Origin of the sequence: Levilactobacillus acidifarinae DSM 19394 = JCM 15949 (assembly GCF_001434835.1) — a bacterium.
GTDB lineage: Bacteria > Bacillota > Bacilli > Lactobacillales > Lactobacillaceae > Levilactobacillus > Levilactobacillus acidifarinae.
The window spans coordinates 591,478-617,282 of record NZ_AZDV01000026.1 but is presented as its reverse complement, the minus strand read 5'-3'; the positions used below and the strand labels follow the sequence as shown (position 1 = coordinate 617,282).

General features: G+C 50.9%; 24 protein-coding genes. 20 read left to right on the top strand and 4 right to left on the bottom strand.

Annotated features, from left to right (window positions below; translation table 11 throughout):
* The first annotated feature begins 13 nt into the window (after window positions 1-13).
* The 6 genes from rbsK (at window position 14) to FD25_RS10655 (ending at window position 8,034) form a co-directional block, all read left to right on the top strand.
* Entirely contained in the window at window positions 14-934 is a 921-nt protein-coding gene (rbsK, locus tag FD25_RS10680; protein WP_057804069.1) for a ribokinase, read from the top strand.
* A 312-nt stretch (window positions 935-1,246) separates the two neighbouring features.
* Window positions 1,247-3,271 (top strand): transketolase, encoded by a 2,025-nt coding sequence (tkt, locus tag FD25_RS10675; RefSeq protein ID WP_057804067.1) that lies wholly within the window; start codon window positions 1,247-1,249, stop codon window positions 3,269-3,271.
* A gap of 116 nt (window positions 3,272-3,387) precedes the next feature.
* A complete protein-coding gene (locus tag FD25_RS10670) occupies window positions 3,388-4,278 on the top strand; it encodes a C40 family peptidase (protein WP_057804065.1) in 891 nt (296 codons plus the stop codon).
* A 111-nt stretch (window positions 4,279-4,389) separates the two neighbouring features.
* The gene (locus FD25_RS10665) at window positions 4,390-5,430 is read left to right on the top strand and encodes a DUF1002 domain-containing protein (RefSeq protein ID WP_057804063.1); all 1,041 of its coding nucleotides are present in this window, start codon (window positions 4,390-4,392) and stop codon (window positions 5,428-5,430) included.
* A gap of 484 nt (window positions 5,431-5,914) precedes the next feature.
* Window positions 5,915-7,639 (top strand): LysM peptidoglycan-binding domain-containing protein, encoded by a 1,725-nt coding sequence (locus tag FD25_RS10660; protein ID WP_057804061.1) that lies wholly within the window; start codon window positions 5,915-5,917, stop codon window positions 7,637-7,639.
* Between the two features lie 188 nt (window positions 7,640-7,827).
* Window positions 7,828-8,034, top strand: coding sequence for a hypothetical protein (locus FD25_RS10655; RefSeq protein ID WP_057804058.1), 207 nt, complete (start codon window positions 7,828-7,830; stop codon window positions 8,032-8,034).
* A gap of 88 nt (window positions 8,035-8,122) precedes the next feature.
* On the opposite strand, the gene FD25_RS10650 is transcribed toward FD25_RS10655, so the two are convergent.
* The 3 genes from FD25_RS10650 to FD25_RS10640 form a co-directional block, all read right to left on the bottom strand.
* Entirely contained in the window at window positions 8,123-9,085 is a 963-nt protein-coding gene (locus FD25_RS10650; RefSeq protein ID WP_225428510.1) for a diacylglycerol/lipid kinase family protein, read from the bottom strand.
* Between the two features lie 152 nt (window positions 9,086-9,237).
* Window positions 9,238-10,917 carry a ribonuclease J1 gene (gene rnjA, locus FD25_RS10645; protein WP_057804056.1) on the bottom strand — a complete coding sequence of 560 codons (1,680 nt, stop codon included), beginning with the start codon at window positions 10,915-10,917 and terminating at the stop codon, window positions 9,238-9,240.
* The gene (locus FD25_RS10640) at window positions 10,914-11,132 is read right to left on the bottom strand and encodes a DNA-directed RNA polymerase subunit epsilon (protein ID WP_057804054.1); all 219 of its coding nucleotides are present in this window, start codon (window positions 11,130-11,132) and stop codon (window positions 10,914-10,916) included. The genes rnjA and FD25_RS10640 overlap by 4 nt, the downstream gene beginning before the upstream one ends.
* A 201-nt stretch (window positions 11,133-11,333) precedes the next feature.
* On the opposite strand from FD25_RS10640, the gene FD25_RS10635 reads away from it, so the two are divergent.
* Window positions 11,334-11,831, top strand: coding sequence for a hypothetical protein (locus tag FD25_RS10635; RefSeq protein ID WP_057804052.1), 498 nt, complete (start codon window positions 11,334-11,336; stop codon window positions 11,829-11,831).
* A 93-nt stretch (window positions 11,832-11,924) separates the two neighbouring features.
* Here the strand turns inward: FD25_RS10635 and def are convergent, their stop codons facing one another.
* Window positions 11,925-12,485 (bottom strand): peptide deformylase, encoded by a 561-nt coding sequence (gene def / locus FD25_RS10630; RefSeq protein WP_057804051.1) that lies wholly within the window; start codon window positions 12,483-12,485, stop codon window positions 11,925-11,927.
* A gap of 277 nt (window positions 12,486-12,762) precedes the next feature.
* Between def and pdhA the strand changes: the two genes are divergently transcribed.
* The 13 genes from pdhA (at window position 12,763) to FD25_RS10565 (ending at window position 25,792) form a co-directional block, all read left to right on the top strand.
* The gene (gene pdhA / locus FD25_RS10625; RefSeq protein WP_057804049.1) at window positions 12,763-13,878 is read left to right on the top strand and encodes a pyruvate dehydrogenase (acetyl-transferring) E1 component subunit alpha; all 1,116 of its coding nucleotides are present in this window, start codon (window positions 12,763-12,765) and stop codon (window positions 13,876-13,878) included.
* 2 nt (window positions 13,879-13,880) lie between these two features.
* Entirely contained in the window at window positions 13,881-14,858 is a 978-nt protein-coding gene (locus FD25_RS10620; protein WP_057804047.1) for an alpha-ketoacid dehydrogenase subunit beta, read from the top strand.
* A gap of 75 nt (window positions 14,859-14,933) precedes the next feature.
* Window positions 14,934-16,247, top strand: coding sequence for a 2-oxo acid dehydrogenase subunit E2 (locus tag FD25_RS10615; RefSeq protein ID WP_057804045.1), 1,314 nt, complete (start codon window positions 14,934-14,936; stop codon window positions 16,245-16,247).
* Between the two features lie 7 nt (window positions 16,248-16,254).
* Window positions 16,255-17,682, top strand: a complete 1,428-nt coding sequence (lpdA, locus tag FD25_RS10610; RefSeq protein ID WP_057804043.1) for a dihydrolipoyl dehydrogenase — start codon at window positions 16,255-16,257, stop codon at window positions 17,680-17,682.
* Between the two features lie 169 nt (window positions 17,683-17,851).
* Complete coding sequence (locus tag FD25_RS10605) at window positions 17,852-18,757, top strand: Rossmann-fold NAD(P)-binding domain-containing protein (RefSeq protein ID WP_057804041.1); 906 nt, start codon at window positions 17,852-17,854, stop codon at window positions 18,755-18,757.
* Complete coding sequence (locus FD25_RS10600; protein WP_057804039.1) at window positions 18,758-19,057, top strand: UPF0223 family protein; 300 nt, start codon at window positions 18,758-18,760, stop codon at window positions 19,055-19,057.
* Window positions 19,057-19,848: an inositol monophosphatase family protein gene (locus tag FD25_RS10595; RefSeq protein WP_057804036.1), complete on the top strand. Its 792-nt coding sequence runs from the start codon at window positions 19,057-19,059 to the stop codon at window positions 19,846-19,848. The genes FD25_RS10600 and FD25_RS10595 overlap by 1 nt, the downstream gene beginning before the upstream one ends.
* 132 nt (window positions 19,849-19,980) lie before the next feature.
* A complete protein-coding gene (gene typA / locus FD25_RS10590; protein ID WP_057804033.1) occupies window positions 19,981-21,825 on the top strand; it encodes a translational GTPase TypA in 1,845 nt (614 codons plus the stop codon).
* Window positions 21,826-22,227: 402 nt separating this feature from the next.
* Complete coding sequence (locus tag FD25_RS10585; protein WP_057804031.1) at window positions 22,228-23,382, top strand: FtsW/RodA/SpoVE family cell cycle protein; 1,155 nt, start codon at window positions 22,228-22,230, stop codon at window positions 23,380-23,382.
* Between the two features lie 22 nt (window positions 23,383-23,404).
* A complete protein-coding gene (locus tag FD25_RS10580; protein WP_057804030.1) occupies window positions 23,405-23,689 on the top strand; it encodes a YlbG family protein in 285 nt (94 codons plus the stop codon).
* Entirely contained in the window at window positions 23,686-24,243 is a 558-nt protein-coding gene (gene rsmD, locus FD25_RS10575; protein WP_057804028.1) for a 16S rRNA (guanine(966)-N(2))-methyltransferase RsmD, read from the top strand. The genes FD25_RS10580 and rsmD overlap by 4 nt, the downstream gene beginning before the upstream one ends.
* A gap of 2 nt (window positions 24,244-24,245) precedes the next feature.
* Complete coding sequence (coaD, locus tag FD25_RS10570; protein ID WP_057804026.1) at window positions 24,246-24,734, top strand: pantetheine-phosphate adenylyltransferase; 489 nt, start codon at window positions 24,246-24,248, stop codon at window positions 24,732-24,734.
* A gap of 50 nt (window positions 24,735-24,784) precedes the next feature.
* The gene (locus tag FD25_RS10565) at window positions 24,785-25,792 is read left to right on the top strand and encodes a SepM family pheromone-processing serine protease (protein WP_371862391.1); all 1,008 of its coding nucleotides are present in this window, start codon (window positions 24,785-24,787) and stop codon (window positions 25,790-25,792) included.
* The last annotated feature ends 13 nt before the right edge of the window (window positions 25,793-25,805 follow it).

The following is a 25,805-nucleotide window of genomic DNA, read 5'->3' as shown; positions in this document are numbered from 1 at the left end:
AGTGAAGGTCATTATGGCAAATCAGGTGACAGTTTTAGGGAGTTTAAACGTTGATACGACGTTACGGTTGGCGCGGATGCCACAACCAGGTGAAACGTTATCGACGGAAAATAAGACCAGTGCTGCTGGAGGTAAAGGAGCGAACCAAGCCGTCGCTGCTGCACGGGCCGGGGCCGTAACCCGGTTTATCGGGAAGGTCGGAAATGACGATGCGGGCCGCTTCATGGTGGAATCGTTGAATAACGACCATATCGATACCAGTGCCATTGTGACCGATCCGGCGGTGGGGACGGGCTCGGCATTCATCTTACTGGATGAAGCCGGTCAAAACAGTATCCTGGTCTACGGGGGTTCTAACCAACAAATCAAGTCGACAGAAGTGGCGGCCGTTGAAGCCGAAATTGCGAAAGCAGATTTCTTGATTACGCAGTTTGAAACGCCCCAAGCCGCAACCTTAACGGCCTTCACGATTGCGAAGCAACACGGGGTCACGACCATCTTGAACCCCGCTCCCGCCGCTAAGATTGATCCGGCCATCTTAAAGGTTACGGATTTGGTGGTCCCGAACGAAACGGAAAGTGCCATCTTAACCGGGATTGAAGTGACTGATGTGGCGTCCATGGACGCTAACGCCAAGAAGTTCCAGGAGATGGGTGCTAAGAACCTGATCATTACGGTCGGCAGTAAGGGTGCATACTACTCAACGGCGGCGGGGTCTGGTTTCGTTCCCGCCTTTAAGGTGAAGGCGGTGGATACCACGGCGGCCGGAGATACCTTCATTGGGGCGCTGAGTTCACAATTAAAGCCGGATCTGAGCAACATTGAAACGGCGTTAGTTTTTGCACAACGGGCCAGCTCCTTAACGGTTCAGGGCTTGGGCGCAATGCCGTCGATTCCAACCTACGATCAAGTGATCGCGGCGAGTCAAAAGTAATCTTTCAGAAAACTAACAAACTAAGTAGCGGTATTTTTCGATTTTTTCGGAAAACACCGCTTTTTTGAACCACTTAAAACAACCGGTTGCAATTGGTATAGGAACGGTATAGTGGCCAATCTAAAAATACATTTCCGATAAACCCCGTTAAAATAACTTTTGTGAGAGGGGTTGCAATTATCTTTCTGAATTGGTATAGTTAGAAAAGTCGATGAAGGACGTCGATTTTACCGGTAAAATTAGCGTTTAGCATCATCACTTAAAACGGATGGCCGTGAGTGGTCCGGTCAACTCAAAGCGAGGTTTTATGAGATGTTAAATGAAAAAGCAATTGAACAACAAGCGAATTTTGATGCAGTGGACACCCAAGCCGTGACGGCGGTACGGATGCTCAGTATGGATATGATCTCCCGGGCCCGGTCCGGTCATCCCGGATTGCCGTTAGGCGTTGCGCCAATGGCTTACGTGCTGTTCTCCCGGCACTTGCGCGTGGACCCATCGTTCCCACAATGGTTTAACCGTGACCGGTTCGTGTTATCGGCCGGTCACGGCTCCGCCATGTTGTACAGCCTGCTGAATCTGAGTGGGTTTGCGGTGACGCGCGACGACTTGATGCACTTCCGCCAATTAGGCAGTAAAACGCCCGGTCACCCGGAATACGGTGTGACGCCCGGGGTGGATGCCACGACGGGTCCGTTGGGCCAAGGCGTTGGCATGGCCGTGGGGATGGCGATGGCGGAAAGCCATTTAGCCGCAACCTATAACCGAACCAATTATGATGTGGTCGATCATTATACTTACGCCATTTGTGGTGACGGGGACCTGATGGAAGGGGTCGCTGCCGAAGCCGCTAGTTTAGCGGGTCAGTTACAATTAAATAAACTGATCGTGCTGTACGACTCTAACGATGTTTCCCTGGACGGTCCATTGAGCAATGCCTGCCACGATAACGTGGGTCAACGCTTTATGAGCTACGGCTGGAACTACTTAAGAGTAGAAAATGGCAATGATTTGACCGCCATCGACACGGATATCAACGCGGCCAAGGACAACCAGAACGGACCAACCCTGATCGAAGTGAAGACGCAGATTGGGGCGGGGAGCCCGCATGCCGGGACCAACAAGGTTCACGGTGCGCCGCTAAATGCCGAAGACCTCGCGGCAACGCGCGATTTCTATAACTGGCATAACGATCCGTTCACGGTACCGACGGAAGTGCATAACCGGTTTATGAGCACTATTAAGGCGCGTGGCTGGGCCAGTCACCAAGAATGGTCGAATCTGGTGGCCCATTACTCTAACGCGGAACCCGGCTTAGCCGCCCAATTTGCACAGGGCATCAGCCAAACCTTACCGAAGAATCTGGCCGAACAGTTACCAACTTATTACAAGAAAGACCAGTTGGCCTCTCGGGCCAGTGGTCACGAGATTCTCCAACGGCTCAGCGCGGCGTGCCCGAACCTCTGGGGGGGCTCGGCCGACCTCTTTAGTTCCAATAAGACGAACGTTGCCGATGAGGATCGGTTCAGTGCCACGAACCGGACTGGTAAAAATCTGTGGTTCGGGGTCCGGGAATTTGCGGAAGCGGCGGCCATGAACGGGATCGCCCTTCACGGTGGTAGCCGGGTATACGGCTCGACGTTCTTCGTCTTTTCCGATTACATGAAGGGGGCCATTCGGTTGGCCGCCCTGCAAAAATTGCCCGTTATCTACGTGTTTACGCACGATTCCTTAGCCGTTGGTGAAGACGGCCCAACCCACGAACCCGTTGAACAACTCGCGGCGTTACGGTCGATTCCGGGCCTAACGGTGTACCGGCCAGCCGACGGGAACGAAACCGCAGCGGCCTGGTTGGCGGCATTGCAAGCCACCGACCACCCGACGGCAATCGTCTTAACGCGTCAAGGGCTCCCAACGTTACCGAAGCCGGCGCAACGCGTCCACGCCGGGGTTAAACGTGGCGGTTACGTCGTTGCCGATGCGCAGGTACAAGCTGAAGGCATTCTTATTGCTTCCGGATCCGAAGTCCAAGTGGCTTTGGCGGCGCAAAAGCAATTGTTAGACCAGGGCCACGATGTGCGGGTCGTTTCCATTCCCAGCTTTGAGGCCTTCAATGAACAATCGACCGATTACCGCGAAAAGGTCTTACCTAAAGCGTTGCGGCGGCGGGTGGCCATTGAAATGGCCAGTGGTCTAGGGTGGTGCCAATACACCGGCTTGGACGGTGCGGTCATCTCACAAGATCGGTTTGGGGCCAGTGGGAACGGCGAACAGGTCATTGCCATGGCCGGGTTCACACCGGAACGGGTCGTTCAAACGTACCTCAACTTAAACTAGTTCACCCCATTAATAGGAAAGATCAGGTCGGGAGACCTGATCTTTTTTCGGTGATTAACTAGTCACCGCCTAAGATTATTGGTATATTTGAGGCAAATGGATTTGGAGGCGGTTTTATGGAAATTCGACGGGTAAAGGTGCCGACAGCGATTGTGTGGGCCGCACCGACCAAAGCCAAGGCGGCTCAGGCCTATTTTCAAGCACCGGATATTGCCACTTGGTTAGCCCAATTAAGCGTGGCGGATCAAGTAGCACTGACGGATCAAAATGCGATGGTGACCCAGGCACTGTTAAACGACCGGGTGATTTTAGATCAGGTGCAAGGAGACTGGGCACACGTCTTCGTGAAGCAGCAGGCCACGCGCTTGGAACGGCGGGGTTATCCCGGCTGGATACCGGTAAGCCAACTGACCACCCATGATCAGGAGCTCGATTATCCGACGACTACGGTCCGGTTAGTTCAGGCGGAAACGCCGTTATTGGACGCTCAAGGACAGGTGACCCTGACGTTACCGTTAGGAACGGTGTTAACCACGACGGGCCAGGATGCTCAGCATATCCAGGTATTGACGCCGCTGGGAAGTGGCCAGATCAGTGCGCAGGCCGCGCGTTTAACCCTGGGTGGGGTTGATGATGGCGATCGGCTACTAGCGCTCGGACGAGAATTTTTAGGCGCCCCGTACCTGTGGGGCGGAATTACCCCTCAAGGATTTGACTGTTCCGGATTGGTCTATGCGTTACACCGGGCGTTAGATTATACCATTCCGCGGGATGCTCAAGACCAGTTTACCAGCGGTTATCCCATCGCCCCCGAAGCCTTGGCTCCCGGTGACTTGGTCTTCTTCGCCCATGATCACGGCACTGGGACCATCCATCACGTGGGCATCTATGCGGGGAAGGGCCAGATGTTGCACGCCCCGAAACCCGGCGAAACCGTGACAATGACGTCATTAGCCCAGGCCCCGTACGCGGCCGAATATGCGGGTGGTCGACGTTTCTGGCAATAGGTAATAAATGAAGAATCCTCTAAGGTCACGGGTGAACCCGCGTAAGTTGTGGGGACCATGCTATACTGAGTTTAGGGTCAGATAATATTCGTGAAAGAAGAGGACAGATTAATGAAAGCCAAACGACTTTTACTGGGTCTTGCCACGGTCACGGCAGCCTTGGCCTTAGGGGGCCAGGCACTAGCCGGTCACGCGGATACGACCGATACCACCAACAGTAGTTCGGTGGTGAGTGATAGCAGTTCAACGACGAGTGATAGCGGTAGCACCGTTCAAACTAAGGCGCTTTCGAAGGCCTACGTGGTCTACGGTGCTGGTCTGGCGAGTGAGGATAAGGACACCGTCGCCTCGGCCTTAGGGGTTAAGTCCAACTACGCGGCATTGACCGCAACGGGCAGTGATTACGCCAAGTATCTGAACTCAGCGGGAACCACGGACGCCAGCATGATCAGTTCGGTCGCGCTGGCACCAGCCGATCCCGGGTCGGGCGTGAAGGTCAACATCGCCAAGTATAACGGTAGTGATAACATTACTCAGGTAACGGCCCAACAGTATTCAATGGTGGCCACTATGGCCGGGGTCAAGGACGTGATCATTACGGTAACGGCCGATAAATCGGTGTCCGGAGAATCCGCGCTGACCGGTGTGTATAAGGCCTTAGCCGAAGACGGGTTAACCCTAAATGCGGAAAATACGCAGGCTGCTAACGGGGTGCTGGACGCCACGCAACCGGCAATTAACGACAATAGTAGCGATAAAAAGTATCCTGGTAAGCTGATGGCGGCCGTTGGGTCGGTCTCCTCAGACCTAGCCAAACAACGGCAAAACGGGAACGACCTAGCCACCAAGGCCGATATTGAAGCGATGTTGCAAAAGGCCTTAGCTAAGCAGGGGATTACCAACCAGACTACGCAAACGCAAATCAACAACATCTCAATCGCGTTGAGTAAGGTCCAACAAGCCCCAGTCTCGACCAGTAAGAATTACGTGTCCAATGTTAAAAATGTAGCGAATAATTTAGCTAACAGCATTGGGAACAAGATGGCCAGCGTGAAAGATTTTGCTAATAGTGCGGATGCCAAGCAAGCGGAGAACTTTATCGCGCGAATCTGGCATCAAATCGTCAACTTCTTTACGGGGTTATTCAATTAGTTTGAGATAGATACTGAACAAATTAACGAGCATTTTGCTCGTTTTTTTGTGGGCTTAAACCGATTTCACAATGACTCGAAGCAAAGGAGACATTGTAGGATACAAAAAGCGTTGGGGAGAATAGATTGTAGACTACAATTATCTAAAAAATTTACGATTATTTTTGAATAATTAATCAGGTACGTCAATTAATTGCAGTACCGAAATGAACGTTAGTTCCCTTTTACTAGCCACTAAATGACTAGTATAGTTAGCTTTCAATGCTAGTCATCTAAATGTAATCGTTTTAGTAGAACATTCGTTCTGGGATAAAAATTCGTTAATGTTTTCTTAATAATTCACAAGAAACACGCAAAACGTGTGGTAAGATGGATTTGTAATTCGTATTCATTATGAACCAACGGGACCAAGCGGAATTTTGGCAAAGATTTCGTGGGGGAATGCATCAGCAAAAAATTGAGGAATAAAGGACGTGTGTGTGGAAATGAGTACAGAGCAGCGAAAAACGAAAGTTGCAGTTGGCGTTGTCGGCGCTCTCGGGGCCTTAGCCGCCGGCGCACAAATGACGGCTAGCGCAAATAGTATTCAGGTTCAATCCGGCGATACGGTTTGGGGACTTTCCCAGAAGTATGGCGTCTCGATTCAAACCCTAGAAGAGCAAAATTCATTAGATACGAACACCGATTTAATTTTTGTCGGGCAACGGTTACAAGTTAAAACGACTAATTCGCAAATCAACTATACAGTTAAATCTGGCGACACCCTGTGGGACTTAGCTCAGCATTATCACACCACGGTGGCGCAGTTGCAGAAGACCAATCATTTAACGGGGGACATGCTGAGTGTCGGACAAAAGTTGGTGATCCCTCAAGCCCAACAACAATCAACGACAGCCACCACGACCAATCCGACAGTGGCCGCTACGACACCGTCTACTAGTCAACAGATCACCCAAAAGGCCAACGCCTTTCAGGCCCAGATTTTAGCGCAACAACAAGCAGCGGCTAGTCAACAACAGCAACGGCAAAGTAGTACGCCGGCTGTAACCAGTCAATCGTCTACGGCTAGTGCTCAAAGTTCATCAACCGTTGCGGCCACCTCCGAGGCGACCCAACGAACGAGTTCGACGGCGGTTTCTCAGGCTCAGCATACGGCAACGTCGCGGGTAACGCCGTCCGCCAAGACGACTAGCTCGGCCACGCATACTAGATCCGCTACCACAACGGCGTCCCAAGATACGGCAACGTCTTCGTCGGTGGCATCAACGCAACGTCAAACCAGTGTGGCACCAACCACGCGGTCAACCACCCAGTCTTCGACTACTGCGGCTACTACGAGCGCACCACAAACCAAAACTAGTTCTGCGGTCACCCCAGCGGGCCAATCATCAGCGGCAACGGTGACGACGCCGACTAGTCGGGCGCAGACCGTTAAGCGCGCGTCTCGTTCGACGCCAAAGGTTGTGACCCCTCAAAAGGCAACGAACACGCCAAAGACGAGTCAAACAACCAGTTCTACGGCGAGTCAAGCAACCGATCAATCGGCCGTGACTGCAACCGCAACGTCTAAGGCGAAAACGGTGACGACGGCAAAGCCGAAAGTTAAGACGCCTAAGACGCCTAAAGCCACAACGGCGACGACGTACAGTGCGACGGTCACTAGTAGTAGCAGTTCCACTGCAACGGCTACCAGTCAAGCAACCGAGGCGACAACGAGTCAGTCGACGGCCGCTAGTTCTCAGTCAACGGCCACTACTCAACCGAAGTCGACCAAGAAGGCCGCTGCGGCGGCAACGACCAGTACGAGTAGTTCGAGTGCCACCACCAAAAAGAATACCGCCGGTCTGACCAGTGGTTCCGTGACGGGACTGGCTTTGAAGTTAGCTTCGGCCAATATCCCCTACGTTTGGGGCGGCTCTTCACTGAGTGGGATGGATTGTTCTGGTCTGGTGGCGTACGTTTATCAGCACGCGATGGGCGTTAGCCTGCCCCATAGTACAACGGCTCAAGAAGGCATGGTGTCGACGCACTCCGTGGGCTCAGCCAAGCCTGGTGACATCCTGTTCTGGGGTGGTCACGGATCAACGTATCATGATGCCATTTACTTAGGAAACAATCAATTTGTGGCGGCACCACAACCCGGACAAAACGTGTCAGTTCAGCAAATCAGTAAGTACTTTATGCCGTCCTTTGCGGGAACGGTTAAGTAACGACAGCTAGCCATCAATCGGGTGAGGTCAAGGCCATTTAGGTTAATTTTTTGACCATTTTTGTCGGAGTGCCGAATTTTTTTAAGATAATCGTTAACAAATCCGAAAACGCGTGGTATTATTCTCCAGTAGTCATTTTACGACGATTGAATATTTAATATCTGGTGGAAAAGGAGTTGTTGAAGGTTATGAGTAATCGGATGGAGATCTTGGCAGAGTACCGCCAAGCTAATACGCAATTAGCGACGTTAAAGGAAAGGGAAGCTGTTGGGATTCACTCAGGCACAGAAACGGTTAAAATCGAGCCCCGGTACGGCGAAGAAATGACGTACCTGACCAATAAGTGCGCTCAGCTTGATATGATTCTAGAAGCCATGGCTGCTTCTGAAGACTAAACTAAAACCGGATTGGCAGGTCAGCCAATTCAAAAAATCCGCACCTCTTAAATGAGGTGCGGATTTTTTGGTTGAGCTTAAGTTAGCGTTAGAGGGTGACGTCGATCCAGAAGGGATACTCCTGTAAGCCAACGTAGACATCAAAGAATCGTCCGCCCATTTCTTCACCGTCTAGTTGGCCGTATTCGATAGCCGGTACGGTGAGGTGGAGGTTAGTGGCGGCATAGTAATGAACGGCCTTAGACGTTAAATGACGCTTAAATACGAGACGTAAGGCTAGCCAAAGCAACTTAAAGAAGTTGGGCTTTTCAATCACTACCAAGTGGAGCTGATGATCCGTCAACGTGGCGTTCGGGACAATTCCGACACCACCGCCGAAGTAGGGGTGATTGGTGGTCGTCACCAGAAAAGCGTTCGGATAAATATCACGTTGGTTATTGACGTGCACGGTGAGCGTAAACCCGGATTGATTGTAGTAAACACTAAGGGCGGAGGCCAGATACGATAGGGAACCTAGGTGGTGTTTATTCAGCCACACCTTAGCCTTAGATTGGTTTGCTTGGGCAATGATACTGGCGTCGAAGCCAATGCCTAAGTTATTGGTGAATACGCCCCGTTCTTGCTTAATGGTTTCGTTATAATTGCCCACGTCGTAGCGGGTCACGTGGGTGCAGTGAATGATTTGATCGAGCGCTTGGGGCCACTCGCGCGCCATACCCGCACCACGGGCAAAGTCGTTACCCGAGCCTACGGGTAAATAGGCAACGGGAATTAGATGCTGACGGTGCTCATGGGTCAGCCCGTTGATCACTTCGTGGAGGGTCCCATCCCCACCCACGGCAAGCACGACCCAATCATTGGAACCGGTATCAGGAAGGTGCTTCGCAAACTGTTCGCTTAAGAGGATAGCGTGATTCGCATACTCGGAAACGGCCACTTGGTAGGTGATCTGAGCGGCATCCAAGCGTTCTTTGATTTGGGGCCACAGGGTACCGGCGCGACCACTCCCCGCATGCTCGTTTAAGATAATATAGTACTGGACACTCACCATACTGCTCCTCTCAATTTTTTTCTCTCTTATTATAACGAACTTTTTTTCACGTGCCTAGTCATTCCGTAAGAACTTTGACGGGATGTAAGAATTAGGGACGAATCTCAGCAAAAAAGACCGAGACAAGTGTCCCGGTCTTCCGTGTAAAGTCGTTATTTCGTCATAATAAACATGGGTAAAATCATCGGGTGACGTTCCGTCTTCTCAAATAAGAAGTTTTGCAAATCATCGATGACGGCGTTACGAATCGAGGCTTCGGTTGCCTTAGGGTTCCGCATGGCACGCCGGATGGTCTGAAAGACGCGCCGGCGACCTTCGTTGAGCAGTTCACCGGATTCACGCATGTAGACAAATCCACGTGAAAGGAGGTCCGGACCAGCCTTGATTTCTTGGTTCTTGAGGTCGATGGTGGCCACGACGACCACTAAGCCTTCTTCAGAAAGCAATTGGCGATCACGCAAGACCACGTTCCCAATATCGCCAATCCCGGAACCGTCGATGTAGACGTCCCCGGCGGCGAAGTGCCCAGCCACCCGGGCAGAATCCTTAGTCAGGGCCAAAACGTCCCCGTTTTGTAGGATAAAGCTATGGTCTAACGGAACACCACATTGTTCGGCTAACTCGGTGTGGATCTTTAACATCCGGTATTCCCCATGAATTGGCATGAAGAATTTCGGTTGCATTAGCCGGAGCATCAGCTTCTGTTCTTCTTGACCACCGTGACCGGAGGTGTGAATGTTGTTAACTTTTCCGTGAATGACGGTTGCGCCGGCTTCTTCCAATTCGTTGATGACCCGGTTGACGGAAATCGTGTTCCCAGGGATTGGGTTACTAGAGAAGACCACCGTATCGCCCGGCTGAATGGAGATCTGTCGGTGAGTGCCGTTGGCAATCCGAGAAAGGGCCGCCATGGGTTCTCCTTGCGAACCGGTACAAAGAATCATCACCTTGTCCGCCGGTAGGGAACGAATAGCGTTGGCGTCAACCAAAGCATCATCGGGAATGTTGAGGTAGCCTAATTCCCGGCCGTTGACAATCGCGGCTTCCATGGATCGGCCGAAGACCGCAATCTTACGACCGTGAGCTAGCGCGGTTTCACAAGCCGTTTCAATTCGCGAGATGTTCGAGGCGAAGGTGGCAAAAATCACCCGGCCCTGAACTTGATCAAAAATCCGGCGAATTGACTTACCGACCCATTTTTCCGATTTCGTCCAGATGGGCCGTTCGGCGTTGGTACTGTCGGACATTAAGCACAGAACACCATCCGCACCTAACTTCGCCATCTTTTGAAGATCAGGCGGCTGGTTGGTAACCGGTGTTAAGTCGAACTTATAGTCCCCAGTTTCGACGATGGTCCCGACGGGGGTATGAACCGCAATCCCTAACGTATCGGGAATGGAGTGGGTGGTTCGGAAGAACGACACGCTCATCTTGCGGAACTTAAGCACCGTATCATCGTCAATTGTGTGTAGTTCAGTTGATTTAAGTAATCCGTGTTCTTCGAGTTTGTTCTTAATTAAGGCCAACGCCAAAGGACCCGCGTAAACCGGAACATTAAGAGCTTGTAGCAAATAAGGAATACCGCCAATGTGGTCTTCGTGGCCGTGGGTGATCACTAGCGCTTTGATCTTGGATTGGTTTTCAACGAGGTATTGATAATCAGGAATGACGTAGTCGATCCCTAATAATTCGTCCTCAGGAAATTTAATCCCGGCATCAATCAGAATGATTTCATCCTGAAATTGAATACCGTAAGTGTTTTTCCCAATTTCACCTAATCCACCCACGCCAAAGATAGCAGTTTCGTTATTTTTGACGTTTAACTTGTTCATTCAGTGAACTCCGTTAATTTGTAATTTGGATCCTTTTGTTCATAAGCCAGGGTGTCACCCTCAATGGCTTCAATGAACTCAATATTATGGTCCGTGTGCGCTTCAACCAAAGCCCGAGCTTCAACTTCTGTGGGGGCTTCGAGATAAAGTGCGTGGGTATCCTCGCGCTTAGGATTCCGTTTCATGTCTTCTTGGTAATAAACTTTGTAAATCACTAACAAGACTCCTTTTCTATAGTAGATTTGATTTGACCATAGTAGAGCGTCAAACCAGTTTTTTTGATCTTTCCGAACTGCGGGTTGCTTACACAACAATTAGCACAATTTTAGCATAGTTTCGGCAAATTGTATAGAATTACCCCTAGACGGCAATTCATGCTATGATAATTGTAGGAAAACCTGAACGGAGGGACTGAGATGGCTTTAGGAATTGAAATTATCATTGGCATTTTGATTGCCTGGGGAGTGTACGTGTTCATTCACCGCACGGTCGTTCAACGGGCCACACGGATCGTTCGCCGGTCGGCTCAAGCAGAAACGGACGTGGCGGTGACCGCCGCAGTTCAGCGCCTAGTAAATGATAAGGTGTTAACGACTGCGGAAAGTCAGCTCAGTCCTTCCGAAACGGTGGCGGACGTGTGGGGACGGGGGGTCATGGCCTTCGAGTACACGTTAGCGGTGGGGCTAGCGACCGAGCACCAAGTTCCTCAATTAGAACGGGCTCTCAATGAAGCACTGGCGGGATTTAGTACCGATCATCAAGTTAAAGCCATCATTGCCGGGTCGGCCTTCGTTGTCAGCGATATTTGGGTGTATGAAGATCGCCTGCACTTAGATGTTGCGTACTTAATGAATGAGTCAACCGTGGAATACCTCAAAGATTTAAAAAAATTGAACGATCCAGCTGTTCAATGATACACAAGATCGTCTATATAATGGAAGAAAAAGTAAAGGACACACCCAATTTTAAGATTGGATGTGTCCTTTTTGATTGGTGAAATAAAATACTTAGTCGATCATGACCATATCTTCATCCCGGCCAAATGGCTGGTCTTGGTCGATGTGGTCATAGAACAAGATGCCGTGTAAATGATCGATTTCGTGTTGACAGACGATGGCTGGGTAATTCTTTAAACGCACCTGGTGCTTTTCACCCGTGACATCGTAGTATCGCAAAGTAATCCGGTCGTGGCGGGGAACGAAGCCAGGAACGTCTTTATCGACGGAAAGGCACCCTTCACCCTCGGTTAACGCACCGTTCTGAACGGATTCAGAGACGATGACGGGATTAATGATGACGTCGGTGAACGGGGACTTGCCGCCCTCCTCGGGAGCGGGGACCAGCACGGAAGCCATTTTCTTGGAAACGCCTACTTGGGGAGCTGCTAAACCCACTCCTGCCCGTAAGCCGTACTTCTTACACTGTTCTGGATCCTGGGAAACGACTAAGTATTCCATTAAGTCTTTTGCAAGTTGTTGGTCTTCTGCAGACAACGGAAAGGTCACGTCGGCAGCTTCTTGGCGTAAAACCGGGTCGCCGTCGCGGACAATATCTTTCATTAAGAACAAGGACATTACCTCCGAGAATTAATCATAGTTACCATTCATTTTAGCATAATTGGTCAATAAAATGAAATGAAAAGAAAACGGTTTCCGTTTCCAAAAAAAGCCTGAATTCAGAAATCATAGGTTTCATAAGGGATTAGCTATAATTGCCGAATTTATCCTAATGAAAGGGCTTGCAACCTTTATGAAAAGATGTTACTTTATAAACGTAGTCAGGAAACGCAACGTTGACTCACCTTTAGTTAACAATTTCATATCAAGTGAAAGGAAAGTGTTACTTATGGCTAATGGAAGCAAACAGATTGTAGACTTTGCCAAGATCAAAGCTACGATGGCCGATCCTTACAAGCACCCGGTTCAAGTCATTGACCGGGAAGGGAAGGTTGTCAATCCCGACATCTTAGCAAAATATTCAGATGATCAACTGGTTGACTTCATGAAGAAGATGGTTTGGGAGCGCACACTGCACGAACAAACGATGAACTTCTCGCGTCAAGGCCGTCTGGGTTTCTACGCGCCAACTGCCGGTGAGGAAGCAAGTGAAATGGGTAGTGTGACTGCCTTTAAGGAACAAGATTTCTTAGCACCTGCTTACCGTGATTTACCACAAATGATTCAACACGGCACAACTGTTGCAAAAGGTTTCTTATGGTCCAAGGGTCACGTTGAAGGAAACATCCATGAAAACAAGAACATGCTGTTTCCACAGATTATCATCGGCGCCCAGTACGTTGAAACGGCGGGCGTTGCCTTAGGGATTAAGAAGAATAAAGATAAGGACCGCGTGGCCTTTGTCTACACTGGTGATGGTGGGACGTCACAGGGTGACTGGTATGAAGGGGTTAACTTCACCAGCGCCTTCCAAGCACCAGCAGTGTTCTTCGTTCAAAACAATGGCTGGGCAATTTCCGTTCCACGGTACAAGCAAACCGCTGCGGAAACCTTAGCACAAAAGGCCGTTGCCATGGGTGTTCCTTCCGTTCAAGTTGACGGGATGGACATCGTGGCCGTCCACGAAGTCTCTAAGTTGGCACGGGAATACGCCGCTGCCGGCAACGGGCCAGTGGTCATCGAAACGTTAACTTACCGGTTCGGTGCTCACTCGTCTGCGGGTGATGATCCTTCGCGTTACCGGACCAAGGAAGAAGAAAAGCCATGGTTCGACGCCGATCCATTAATTCGGATGCGCAAGGTCTTAACCGACAAGAAGCTTTGGTCACAAGATCAAGAAGACAAGTTGGTTGAACAATATAAGGACGACTTCAAGAATGCCATGAAGGAAGCCGAAGCAGCTCCAGCTCAAAAGGTTTCCGACTTCCTGAAGTGGACTTACAACGTTCCTACTCCAAGTGTGAAGAAGCAAATTGCAGAATTTGAAGCAAAGGAGTCGAAGTAATCATGGCTAAAATGACGTACATTAAAGCGATCACTTCTGGACTAGATCAAGTCTTAAACGATGATCCAAAGACTCTGATCTTCGGTGAAGATGTTGGGAAAAACGGTGGTGTGTTCCGGACGACTGTCGGCTTGCAAGACAAGTACGGCGAAGACCGGGTCTTCGATACGCCATTAGCTGAATCTGGGATTTTAGGATTAGCCATTGGGTTAGCCTTAACCGGCTGGCGGCCAATTCCCGAAATTCAATTTATGGGCTTCACGTTCGAAGCCATGGACGGAATTGTGGGCCAATTAGCCCGGGATCACTACCGCTTCGGTGGGACTAAAAACTTCCCAGTGACGATTCGGACCCCATTCGGTGGGGGGACTCATACCGCCGAAATGCACGCGGATAACCTGGAAAACTACTTTGTTAGCACCCCAGGTCTGCGGGTCGTAACGCCAGCTAACCCTTACGATGCCAAAGGAATGGTAATTTCTGCGGTTGAAAGCGACGATCCAGTTCTTTTCATGGAAAACCTGAAACTCTACCGGTCCATGAAGGATGAAGTGCCGGATGACAAGTACACGGTACCGTTGGATTCCGCTAAGGTCGTTCGCGAAGGTAAAGATATTACCATCGTGGCTTACAGTGCCGAAGTCAACGAATCCTTGAAGGCCGCCGATGCTTTGGCTAAGGACAACATCGATGCTGAAGTCATTGATTTACGGTCCTTATCTCCAATCGACACCGACACCATCTTTGCTTCCATTGACAAGACCCACAAGGTCGTTGTTGTGCAAGAAGCCCAAAAGATGGCCGGGGTTGGGGCGCAAGTCGCTTCCGACATTGCCGAAGAAAAGATTATGTCCTTGGATGCGCCAATCGGCCGGGTTGCGGCCCCAGATAGCGTTTACCCATTTGCCCAAGCTGAAAACGACTGGATTCCGAACGCGGATGACATCGAAGCTAAGGCTCGCGACATTTTCAACTACTAATTTTAAATTAAACTCAAAACAAAAATACGATGTGGGTGACATCCTACATTATGATGAAAGAAAGGAAGTTTTCCCATGGCTTATACGTTCAAACTCCCGGAGCTTGGTGAAGGGATGGCCGAAGGCGAAATTTCTTCATGGCTAGTTAAAGAAGGCGACCAAGTTAAGGAAGACGATACGTTAGTCGAAATCCAAAACGATAAGTCGGTTTCGGAATTGCCATCGCCCGTAAATGGTACCGTTTCCCAAATTGTTGCGCAAGAAGGTGACACCGTTGAAATTGGCGATCCCCTGATTGTGATTGATGACGGTTCAGACACACCTGCCGACTTAGGCAAGGGTGGCGACGCCAAGGAAGAAGCTGCACCGGCCGAAGAAGCTGCGCCAGCTACCGACGCGGCCGCACCTGCACCTGCCGCGGCTACCGGTGTTCCGGCGGCTTCTGATCCGAACAAGTTAGTGATGGCAATGCCATCCGTGCGGCAATACGCCCGTGACAAGGACGTGGACATTACCTTGGTCACCCCAACCGGGAACCATGGTCAAGTCTTAAAGGCCGATATCGATAACTTCAACGGTGCCGCTGCGCCAGCTAAAGCTGCCGCTCCAGCCGCTGCGGCCGCTCCAGCTGCCACCAAGAGTGCTGCTGGTGGTGCCATCAAGCCTTGGCAAGCTGATCGTCCTGACCTGGAGACGCGTGAACCAATGTCACCAATGCGGAAGATCATTGCTAAGAGCATGCGGACTTCCAAGGACATTTCGCCACACGTTACCTCGTTTGACGAAGTTGAAGTTTCTAAGTTAATGGCTAACCGGAAGAAGTACAAGCAAGCTGCCGCTGATCGCGACATTCACTTGACCTTCTTACCTTACATTGTGAAGGCTTTGGTTGCTGTGATGAAGGACTTCCCTGAAATCAACGCGTCAATCGACGACACGACTCAAGAAATCGTCTACAAGCACTACTACAACATCGGGATCGCCACGAACACGGATCACGGCTTGTACGTGCCAAACGTGAAAGCGGCGGATTCTAAGGGCATGTTCCAAATTGCCAAGGAAATTACCGAAAACACGCAGGCCGCTTACGACAACAAGTTGTCACCAGCTTCCATGGCCGGTGGTTCCATTACCATCAGTAACGTGGGCTCCATCGGTGGTGGTTGGTTCACGCCAGTCATCAACCAACCTGAAGTGGCTATCTTAGGGGTTGGCCGGATTGAAAAGGCACCATACGTCAACGATGATGGCGACATCGTGGTTGGTCGGATGCTGAAACTTTCCTTGAGTTACGATCACCGTTTAATCGATGGTGCCTTAGCTCAAAACATTTTGAACGAAATGAAAGCATTGCTGCATGATCCAGAAATGCTGTTAATGGAAGGATGATCGAAATATGGCAGATGTTGAAAAAAAGGATACCGTCATCATTGGTGCCGGCCCCGGCGGCTACGTCGCTGCGATTCGGGCTTCAGAATTAGGCCAAAAGGTTACACTGGTCGAAAAAGCTGATACCGTTGGTGGGGTATGTTTGAACGTTGGCTGTGTTCCTTCCAAGGCCTTAATCCAAGCTGGTCACCGCTTAGAGGCGGCCAACCATGGCGACCCTTACGGAATTACCACCCAACCCGCAACGATTGATTTTAAGAAGACCCAAGACTGGAAACAACACAAAGTGGTTGACCGGATGACCGGTGGGGTCAACATGTTGCTTAAAAAGCATCACGTTGACGTCGTGAACGGTGAAGCCGTCTTCTTAAGCGATACGCAATTGCGGATTATGCCAACTGGTGAAAAGCAATTTATGTCGACGGATACGGGCCGGACTTTCGAATTTGATAACTTGATTATCGCTTCCGGAAGTCACCCAATTGAAATTCCTGGCTTTAAGTTTGAAGGCCGGGTCATCGACTCCACCGGTGGGTTGAACTTACCAGAAATTCCTAAGGAATTCGTCGTGATTGGTGGGGGTTACGTGGGGACCGAATTAGCTGGTGCTTACGCTAGCTTAGGGTCTCACGTGACGATCATTGAAGGAACGAAGTCCATTCTGCCTAACTTCGAAAAAGATATGGTTTCAGTTGTCCTGAAGAAGTTGAAGAAGAAGGGTGTGGACGTGATTACTAACGCCATGGCCAAGAGTTCTTCTCAAGACGATAATGGTGTGGCGGTCACCTACGCGGTGGACGGTAAGGAAACCACGATCAAGGCGGACTACTGCATGGTCACCGTTGGTCGGCGGGCGAACACGGACAACTTAGGCTTGGAATACACCAAGGTTGAGTTGGACGATCACGGTTTGGTCAAGGTAGATAACCAAGGTCGGACGGCCTCCGAACACATCTTTGCGGTTGGGGACATTGTGGCTGGTCCAGCACTGGCCCACAAGGCCTTCTACGAAGCCAAAACGGCGGCTGGTGCCATTGCCGGCAAGAAGGTTGCCAATGATTACGTGAGTGTTCCAGCGGTCTGCTTTGCGGACCCAGAATTAGCAACGGTGGGTTACACGGCTGCCGAAGCTAAGGACAAGAACATTGCCGTGAAGACCGCGAAATTCCCATTTGCTGGGAATGCCCGGGCGGTTTCACTGGACGAACCCGATGGCTTTGTTCGCTTCGTCTACACGGACGACGATAACAAGAACATCGTGGGGGCCCAAGTGGTCGGTCCTGAAGCTAGCACTATGGCCGGTGAATTATCATTGATCGTTAACGGTGGCATGAACGTCGAAGACGTTGCCTTGACGATTCACCCACACCCAACTTTGAACGAACCAATTCAAGAAGCGGGTGACATTGCGTTGGGCTTCCCAACTCATCTGTAAATCGATTTGAAGTTAGCTTAAACCCAAAAAGAAGCGACGAGCCACGACTCGTTGCTTCTTTTTTTGGTGCGCTGAAAAATTGGCGAGTGGCAGGCTGTGGCTTGCTATCCCGGCGGCATCACTTATAATGGGACTATGACGATAATTCAGAGAAAAGTGGAGGGGTTTAATGAAGCCAACACTACTCATTCAGGGGGAACTGACCCAAACCCGTCAGCTTCTTCAACAATTATTAATTGCTGATTTGCCGGTGGATTGTGTGGTCTTACCCGAACACACGACCGATACGCCCCAGTATCAGACCCTGGTCGTGGCCAGTGCGTTGTGTGCCCAACTCTCTATTCGGGTGGGAACCAATACGGATTACGGTCAGGCGGCTTGGCTGGTAGTGCTCGATCGGTCGACCGCCGATGTGACGTTGCCCGAACGGGTGGCTAACTTACGGCGGTTGATGAGCCGCTGCCTAGAGAACGGCTTTCAGGGGCAAATGATCTTTGCCGGTCAGTACGACGAATTGTTGACCTACTTTGCCTGGAAATATTCAGGAGCGGCGCCGGGGCAAATCTGGGGCCTGGGGACCTATCCCATGACGCGGTTATTGACCTGTCGGCTGGCAGAGCGCCTGGGTGTGGGACCGGGGGCCATTCAAACCACGGTGGTGGGACGTGCGGTCGAACCGATTCCGGCGTGGAGCCGGACCTACGTGGGGCCAACGCCCATTTTGATGTATCTAGCGACGGCCGATGCAAAGTTTAACGCCGACGATTTAGGTAAGATGGGCACCTGGCTCCAACGAGAAGCGACGGCTTCACAGACGACCTTACGGTTAATGGTATTGATCCGAATTTTACGGGCCGTTTTGACCAATCAACCCCTGATTGTCCCGGTCGCCCATCCCCAACCGGCAACGCCAACCTATGCGGCGGCGACCCCGGTACTGGTGACGGCTAATGGCTGGAAACCGTTGCCTAACCTGGCTTTATCGGAAGATGAGCAGCAAACCTACGCGGCAACCTTAGCCGCCATTCAAGACGAAATTGCCCAGGTTGAGGGCGCACAAACGGAGGGAAAATAAATGGCACAATCCAAGAATTATGACTATCCGTTGTATCCGGACTGGTCAACGGCCGATATTTTAAAGGTGACCCAGTTGTATCAAGCGGTTGAAGCCGCTTACGAGCAAGCTCAAGGAATCGACGCCGCCGTGATTTTAGCGGCTTACCGGGACTTTCAAACGGTGGTGCCGCAAAAATTTGAAGAAAAGCAATTGGACCGGGAGTTTCAGACGGCTTCTGGGTATAGCATCTACCGAACCGTGAAGCTCGCGCGGCAATTGGGAACGGGACGGGTCAACATGAAAGGAACGCAGAACTAATGGCAACGGATTGGCAACAACTAAGTCGCGACGTCGAGGCCCTTTTAAAAGAAGCCCGGCGTCAAGTTATCGCAAAGATGCATCAGACCTTGACCGTGGACGAAAAAACGGGACGTAAGGATCTCGTCACTAACGTGGATAAGGGTAACGAGCAATTCCTGATTCACGCGATCCGGCAACTAGATCCCCAAGCCCAGGTACTAGGCGAAGAGGGGTTTGGCGACCAGGTCACGTCCGTCAAGGGCCGTCTATGGATCGTTGACCCGATCGACGGCACCATGAACTTCGTTAAACAACGGGATAATTTTGCCATGATGATCGGCATTTACCAGGACGGCGTGGGGCAACTCGGGTTTATCTACGACGTGATGAACGACGTCCTATACCGCGGGGGCCCGCAGTTGGGCGGTGTCTGGGCGAACCAACAGCCGCTCAGTGCTCCGGCGGACTTGGCGTTAGCGGACGGTCTGATTGGGATGAGTTCTCCCTTAGTCATTAAGGATATTGCCCACACGCAGGCCATTGTGCATGCCAGTGCTGGGATGCGTGTCTACGGAAGTGCGGGTATCGAAATGATTAATATTATGTTAGGTAAGACGCTCGGGTACATCTCCTACCTGAAGCCGTGGGATTTTGCGGCGGGACAAGTCCTGTTAAATACGCTGGGGGTTCGAACCTCAACTATTGACGGGCAACCGCTCGATATGCTATCATCTAACCTTGTACTAGTAGCGACGAAACAAGCGCAACGTGATATTCTCCAAATTGAAGAAGATGACGTCTCACTGTGACCCAGTCACAGTTTTTTTATGCGACCGGCCGGTATGGATGGACTTTGCCGGTCATTGACGCTACAATAAGGCGTACTAACCATGTTCGCCAAGAACCATCTAATTCAACAAGCACGAAAGGAAGAAATACACTTGAAAACCAGAGATGATATCCGTAACATTGCCATCATTGCCCACGTTGACCACGGGAAAACGACCTTAGTTAACGAAATGCTGAAACAGTCCGATACGTTGGACTCCCATGCGTCCATTGAGGACCGGGCACTGGACTCGAACGCAATTGAACGGGAACGGGGAATTACGATCCTGTCCAAGAACACTGCGGTTCGTTACGGCGACAAGCAAATTAACATTTTGGACACCCCAGGACACGCCGACTTTGGTGGTGAAGTGGAACGGATCATGCGCATGGTTGACGGCGTTTTGTTAGTTGTCGATGCCTACGAAGGAACGATGCCTCAAACCCGTTTCGTTTTGAAGAAGGCCTTGGATCAACACTTGACCCCTATCGTGGTCATCAACAAGGTTGACCGTCCGGGCGCTCGTCCATCCGAAGTGGTTGACGAAGTTTTGGACCTCTTCATTGAATTAGGTGCCGACGAAGACCAATTGGACTTCCCCGTTGTTTATGCTTCGGCCATGAACGGGACGTCCAGCTACGATCCTGACTTGGACACCCAAGAACACACCATGCAACCGATCTTCGATACGATTGTTAAGCACATTCCAGCGCCAATCGATAACGAAGACGAACCTTTACAATTCCAAGTGGCCATGTTGGACTACAACGATTTCGTTGGCCGGGTCGGAATTGGCCGGATTTTCCGGGGCAAGATCAAGGTCGGCGATAACGTTACGGTGATGAAGCTCGATGGTTCCAAGCAAAACTTCCGGGTCACCAAGTTATTTGGGTACTTCGGTTTGAAGCGTTTGGAAATCAACGAAGCCAAGGCTGGTGACTTGATTGCCGTTTCCGGGATGGAAGAAATTAACGTTGGGGAAACCGTTGTGGACCCGAACCACTTGGAGCCACTCCCACTGTTACGGATCGACGAACCAACCCTGAAGATGACTTTCCGGACGAACGACTCGCCATTTGCTGGTCGCGAAGGGAAGTTTGTCACTTCTCGTCAAATCGAAGAACGTTTGAAGCGTGAACTGCATACCGACGTTTCCTTACGGGTTGACGACACGGATAACCCAGGTGCCTGGGTCGTTTCCGGTCGTGGTGAATTGCATTTGTCCATCTTGATTGAAACCATGCGGCGTGAAGGCTACGAATTACAAGCTTCTCGTCCAGAAGTTATCTACAAGGTAGTTGACAACACGCGTTGCGAACCCTTCGAATCCGTACAAATCGATACCCCTGATGAATACACTGGGGCCATCATTGATTCCCTGTCCAAGCGGAAGGGTGAAATGAAGAACATGGAAGCCGTTGGGAACGGGCAAACCCGTTTGACCTTCTTAGCCCCAACTCGTGGGTTAATTGGGTACTCCACGGACTTCCTGTCCATGACTCGTGGTTACGGGATCATGAACCACACGTTCTCCAAGTACATGCCAGTGATTAAGAACTGGAACCCAGGTCGTCGTAACGGGACCTTGGTTTCCATCAACTCTGGTAAGGTGACGACCTACGCCATCATGGCTGTTCAGGACCGGGGGATTATCTTTACGCCTGCCGGGACGGAAGTCTATGAAGGGATGATCATTGGTCAAAACAGTCGTGAAAACGACATCTCCGTGAACATCACGCGTGGTCGGAACCAAACCAACGTCCGGGCCGCTGGGTCTGAAGATATTGCTAAGGTGAAGACGCCATTAGTCATGTCTTTGGAAGAATCACTAGAATTCATCAACGAAGACGAATTTTGTGAAATCACCCCAGAACACGTTCGTTTGCGGAAGCAAATCTTAAACACCAGCGAACGTGAAAAGGCAGCTAAGAAGTTGCGTCACGGGAACAACAAGTAATTAAACACTTTAAATAACTTTACCGGAAGGCTGAGCGGGAGACCGTGACGCCTTCCGGTTTTTTTGAGCTAAAATTCGGGTGGTACTGAGGGAAACGTGAACTTAGGCTGTTCGAAGAGGTCGTTAGTCGACTTCTCCTTAGAGGGGGTGACAGGTAGACAATCAGGAGAATTAAGAAATGTTAAAACGGGTTGAGCCGGCGATTCACGGCAACATCTGTGATACAATTAAATTCGAGTTTGGTATAATGTAAACATTACGCGGCGTGCTAGTTTAGCTTGCCGTCTCACCGTGAGTGAACGAACCTCATGGTTGCGAGATCGGTCAATTGGCAGTTGATCAGAACGACGCGAACACATTCGAAGGCCGGTTTTGACCGGTGGGCTTGGGGCGAACGAACGTATGCGAAGATTAAAATATTTAGATTATTGGTTAGTGGTCCCTTATCTGGTGCTAAGCTTGTTGGGAATCGTCATGGTGTATTCGGCCAGTGCCGACATTGGCAACCAAAACGGGGGGAGTCCGACCAGCTACTTGGTCAAGCAGTCCTTGTATGTCATTATGGGGCTGATTATTGTCGGGTTTATGTTGGCGATGAACTTAGAAAAATTACGTCACCCAACCTTGTTGCGCTGGCTGAGTTATCTGGCGCTTGGCTCGTTAGTCGCCCTCTTGGTCGTGGGCAAGACCGTTAACGGAGCCGCGGGGTGGTTTCACTTTGGTCCGATCAGCATTCAACCAGCCGAATTTGTGAAGTTTTATTTGATCATTTGGATGGCTAATACGATTACCAACCGGCAAGATGAGCTGGTAACCGAGGGCTGGTGGACGACCATGTGGCAGCCCATCGTAACCAGTCTTTTGATCATTGGTTTGATTTTTATCCAACCCGATCTCGGGGGTGCGGCCATTAACGCCAGTATCGTCATGGTTCTGCTCTTCGCCAGTGGCTTTAATTGGAAATGGGCGACTGGCATCATGAGTGCGGGATTGCTCGGTATCGTGGTGATTATTATTCCGTTATTGGTCAAACTAGCGGAAACTAGGATGGCCCAGGGGTCCTACCAGCTGCAACGGATGGTGGCGTTTAAAAACCCGTTTGTGCATTCCCAGGGTGTGGGCCAGCAATTGGTCAATTCCTACTATGCGCTGAGTAACGGGGGAATCTTTGGCGTGGGCTGGGGTAACAGTATCCAAAAAACGGGTTACTTGCCGGAACCCAATACCGATTTCATCATGGCGATCCTTGCCGAAGAACTCGGGCTACTGGTGGCGTTAGGCGTCATCGCGTTACTCTTTTTGATGATCACGCGGATCGTGCTGGTGGGCGTCCGCAGCAATTCGACCTATTATGCCCTGGTTTGTTACGGGGCAGCGACCTATTTGACGGTGCAAACGTTCTTCAACATCGGCGGGGTCTTGGGCCTTTTACCGATTACCGGGGTCACGTTTCCCTTCATTAGTTACGGGGGATCGAGTACCTGGACGTTGGCCCTAGTTATGGGGGTCGTTTTAAATATCAGTGCGCGGCAGAAACACTACCGCGCGACACATTAAACCTAAGAAGGGGTGAAGTCCCATGGCATTTGAAATTCAACCGCGACAGAGCTTAATCGTGTACACCTATAGTCTCAAACAAACGCGGCAGTTGAAACGGTATGGTACCGTGATGTACGTTTCGAAAAAGATGCGTTACGTGGTACTGTACGTGGACCAGGCCGAGATTGATGATTTGACTCAGAAACTGCAGCATTTACGGTTTGTGAAACGCGTTGTGCCGTCGATGCGACCGAAGATTAAGGAGACGTTTAACGGGGTCACGGATCCCGAAGAAGACGCGGAAGCAAAGGATGATGACGCATGAGAATTGTTGCAGGTGATTTTGGGGGACGGCGCTTAAAGGCCGTGCCCGGCATGGCGACCCGTCCTACCACGGATAAGGTCAAAGAAGCCATGTTTAACATTATTGGGCCGTACTTCGACGGTGGCCAAAGCCTAGACCTGTTTGCCGGGTCGGGCGGTTTAAGTATTGAGGCCGTTTCCCGGGGAATTGACCGGGCGGTGTTGATCGATCGCCAGTATGCGGCCATTAAAACCATCAAGGACAACGTGGCGGTCACCAAGGCACCGGAACGGTTTGAGATTTTAAAACGCGACGCTAACCGGGCCGTTCAGGAACTTGCCGGTCGCGGCGAGCAATTTGATCTGGTGTTTTTCGACCCACCGTATGCGCAACAAAAAATTGTGCAACAAATGACGCAATTGCGGGAACTAAAGCTATTAACGGCTACGGGGCGCATCATCTGTGAAACGGACCAAAACGCGCAATTGCCGGAAACGGTCCCCGGTTTCGAGTTTGTGGAACAACGCAACTATGGAATTACAGTCTTAACCATTTATGCAGTAGGAAGGGATTAACGATGACGATTGCGGTTTTTCCGGGGAGCTTTGATCCCCTAACCAACGGTCACTTAGATTTAATCACGCGGGCTAGTCGTTTATTCGACCAATTAATCGTCGCGGTTGGTCAAAATACGGCTAAGCAGGGTGTTTTTACACCTGCCGAACGGGTCGCCTTTATCGAACAGAGCATTCCGGATTTGCCCAACGTGACGGTGCGGGTTGAGACGGGACTGACGGTAGCGTTTATGCGGCAGTGCCACGCCACCGTACTGGTCCGGGGACTCCGTAATAGCGTAGATTTTGAGTACGAGCAGGGCATCGCCGGGATGAACCATCATTTGGATGCACACATTGAAACGGTGTGCTTGATGGCCAATCCGCAGTACCAGTTCGTGTCGTCGAGTCTCTTACGAGAGGTCGCCAAGTTTGGCGGCAACCTGACCACGTTGGTGCCGGTACCGGTTGCGCGGGCTCTGGTTAAACGGTTGGGAAGTGACGAACAATGATACGACGGTTACGCCAAACGACGCGAGAACAGCGAACCCAGTTTGTGGGGATGTTGGTGGCGGTGCTGGCTATTTTGGCCTTTTTTATGTTGCCTTTGCCGGAGTACATTGAGGGACCGGGGTCGGCGGATAATTTAAAATCCTTCGTGAAGATGCCCGGTCATCCGGATAAGCGGAGCGGAAAATTCATGATTACCTCCGTTGCCGTGGCTCAGGCCCGGCCAGTCAGTTACCTGTATGCGAAACTCAACCCCCATTATTCGGTGGAGTCCACGGCCAACGTCACGGGTGGGACCAGCAACGCCACTTACGATAAGGTGCAGGATTTCTACATGCAGAGTGCCATTAATGAGTCGATCTACACGGCCTACCGGGCGGCTAAGCAACCGGTGACTCGGCAATATCTGGGAATTTACGTGGTTAGTGTGGATGACCAGTCACCGTTTAAACGGGACTTACACGTCGGGGACACCGTGACTAAGGTGAACGGGCGGCACTTCAACAATATGGTGGGGTATCAGACCTACATTCGACACCAGAAGATTGGGAGTCGCGCAACCATCACATACCAACATAACGGTAAGACGCGCACGGCGACGGCTAAGCTGATGAGTTTACCGACCAAGAAGGCCGGGATTGGCATTACATTGACCGATAACGTCAAGGTCGTGCCCAAGACCAAGGTCACGGTCAATCCTGGAAACATCGGAGGGCCGTCGGGTGGTTTGATGTTTAGCTTGCAGATCTACCAGCAGTTGACCAATGAGAACCTCCGCCACGGCCAGAAAATTGCCGGTACGGGGACCGTGGACAGTAACGGTGACGTGGGTGAGATTGGCGGAATTGATAAGAAGATCATTGCCGCTAAGCGCGCCGGGGCGACCGTGTTTTTCGCACCGTACGTCAAGCCGACCAAGGCCCTGTTAAAGTACGAAGAACAGCACCAGACGAACTATCAACTGGCTAAAGCAACGGCGAAAAAGTATGCGCCGAACATGAAGGTCGTTCCGGTGAAAAACTTCCAAGACGCCCTACATTACTTACAAACGCATCCCTAATACCCCCCAAAAC

Coding starts and splice junctions, on each gene's coding strand:
- rbsK (WP_057804069.1), top strand. CDS start 14: ATGGCAAATCAGGTGACAGTTTTAGGGAGTTTAAACGTTGATACGACG.
- tkt (WP_057804067.1), top strand. CDS start 1,247: ATGTTAAATGAAAAAGCAATTGAACAACAAGCGAATTTTGATGCAGTG.
- FD25_RS10670 (WP_057804065.1), top strand. CDS start 3,388: ATGGAAATTCGACGGGTAAAGGTGCCGACAGCGATTGTGTGGGCCGCA.
- FD25_RS10665 (WP_057804063.1), top strand. CDS start 4,390: ATGAAAGCCAAACGACTTTTACTGGGTCTTGCCACGGTCACGGCAGCC.
- FD25_RS10660 (WP_057804061.1), top strand. CDS start 5,915: ATGAGTACAGAGCAGCGAAAAACGAAAGTTGCAGTTGGCGTTGTCGGC.
- FD25_RS10655 (WP_057804058.1), top strand. CDS start 7,828: ATGAGTAATCGGATGGAGATCTTGGCAGAGTACCGCCAAGCTAATACG.
- FD25_RS10650 (WP_225428510.1), bottom strand. CDS start 9,085: ATGGTGAGTGTCCAGTACTATATTATCTTAAACGAGCATGCGGGGAGT.
- rnjA (WP_057804056.1), bottom strand. CDS start 10,917: ATGAACAAGTTAAACGTCAAAAATAACGAAACTGCTATCTTTGGCGTG.
- FD25_RS10635 (WP_057804052.1), top strand. CDS start 11,334: ATGGCTTTAGGAATTGAAATTATCATTGGCATTTTGATTGCCTGGGGA.
- pdhA (WP_057804049.1), top strand. CDS start 12,763: ATGGCTAATGGAAGCAAACAGATTGTAGACTTTGCCAAGATCAAAGCT.
- FD25_RS10620 (WP_057804047.1), top strand. CDS start 13,881: ATGGCTAAAATGACGTACATTAAAGCGATCACTTCTGGACTAGATCAA.
- FD25_RS10615 (WP_057804045.1), top strand. CDS start 14,934: ATGGCTTATACGTTCAAACTCCCGGAGCTTGGTGAAGGGATGGCCGAA.
- lpdA (WP_057804043.1), top strand. CDS start 16,255: ATGGCAGATGTTGAAAAAAAGGATACCGTCATCATTGGTGCCGGCCCC.
- FD25_RS10605 (WP_057804041.1), top strand. CDS start 17,852: ATGAAGCCAACACTACTCATTCAGGGGGAACTGACCCAAACCCGTCAG.
- FD25_RS10600 (WP_057804039.1), top strand. CDS start 18,758: ATGGCACAATCCAAGAATTATGACTATCCGTTGTATCCGGACTGGTCA.
- FD25_RS10595 (WP_057804036.1), top strand. CDS start 19,057: ATGGCAACGGATTGGCAACAACTAAGTCGCGACGTCGAGGCCCTTTTA.
- FD25_RS10585 (WP_057804031.1), top strand. CDS start 22,228: ATGCGAAGATTAAAATATTTAGATTATTGGTTAGTGGTCCCTTATCTG.
- FD25_RS10580 (WP_057804030.1), top strand. CDS start 23,405: ATGGCATTTGAAATTCAACCGCGACAGAGCTTAATCGTGTACACCTAT.
- rsmD (WP_057804028.1), top strand. CDS start 23,686: ATGAGAATTGTTGCAGGTGATTTTGGGGGACGGCGCTTAAAGGCCGTG.
- coaD (WP_057804026.1), top strand. CDS start 24,246: ATGACGATTGCGGTTTTTCCGGGGAGCTTTGATCCCCTAACCAACGGT.
- FD25_RS10565 (WP_371862391.1), top strand. CDS start 24,785: ATGTTGGTGGCGGTGCTGGCTATTTTGGCCTTTTTTATGTTGCCTTTG.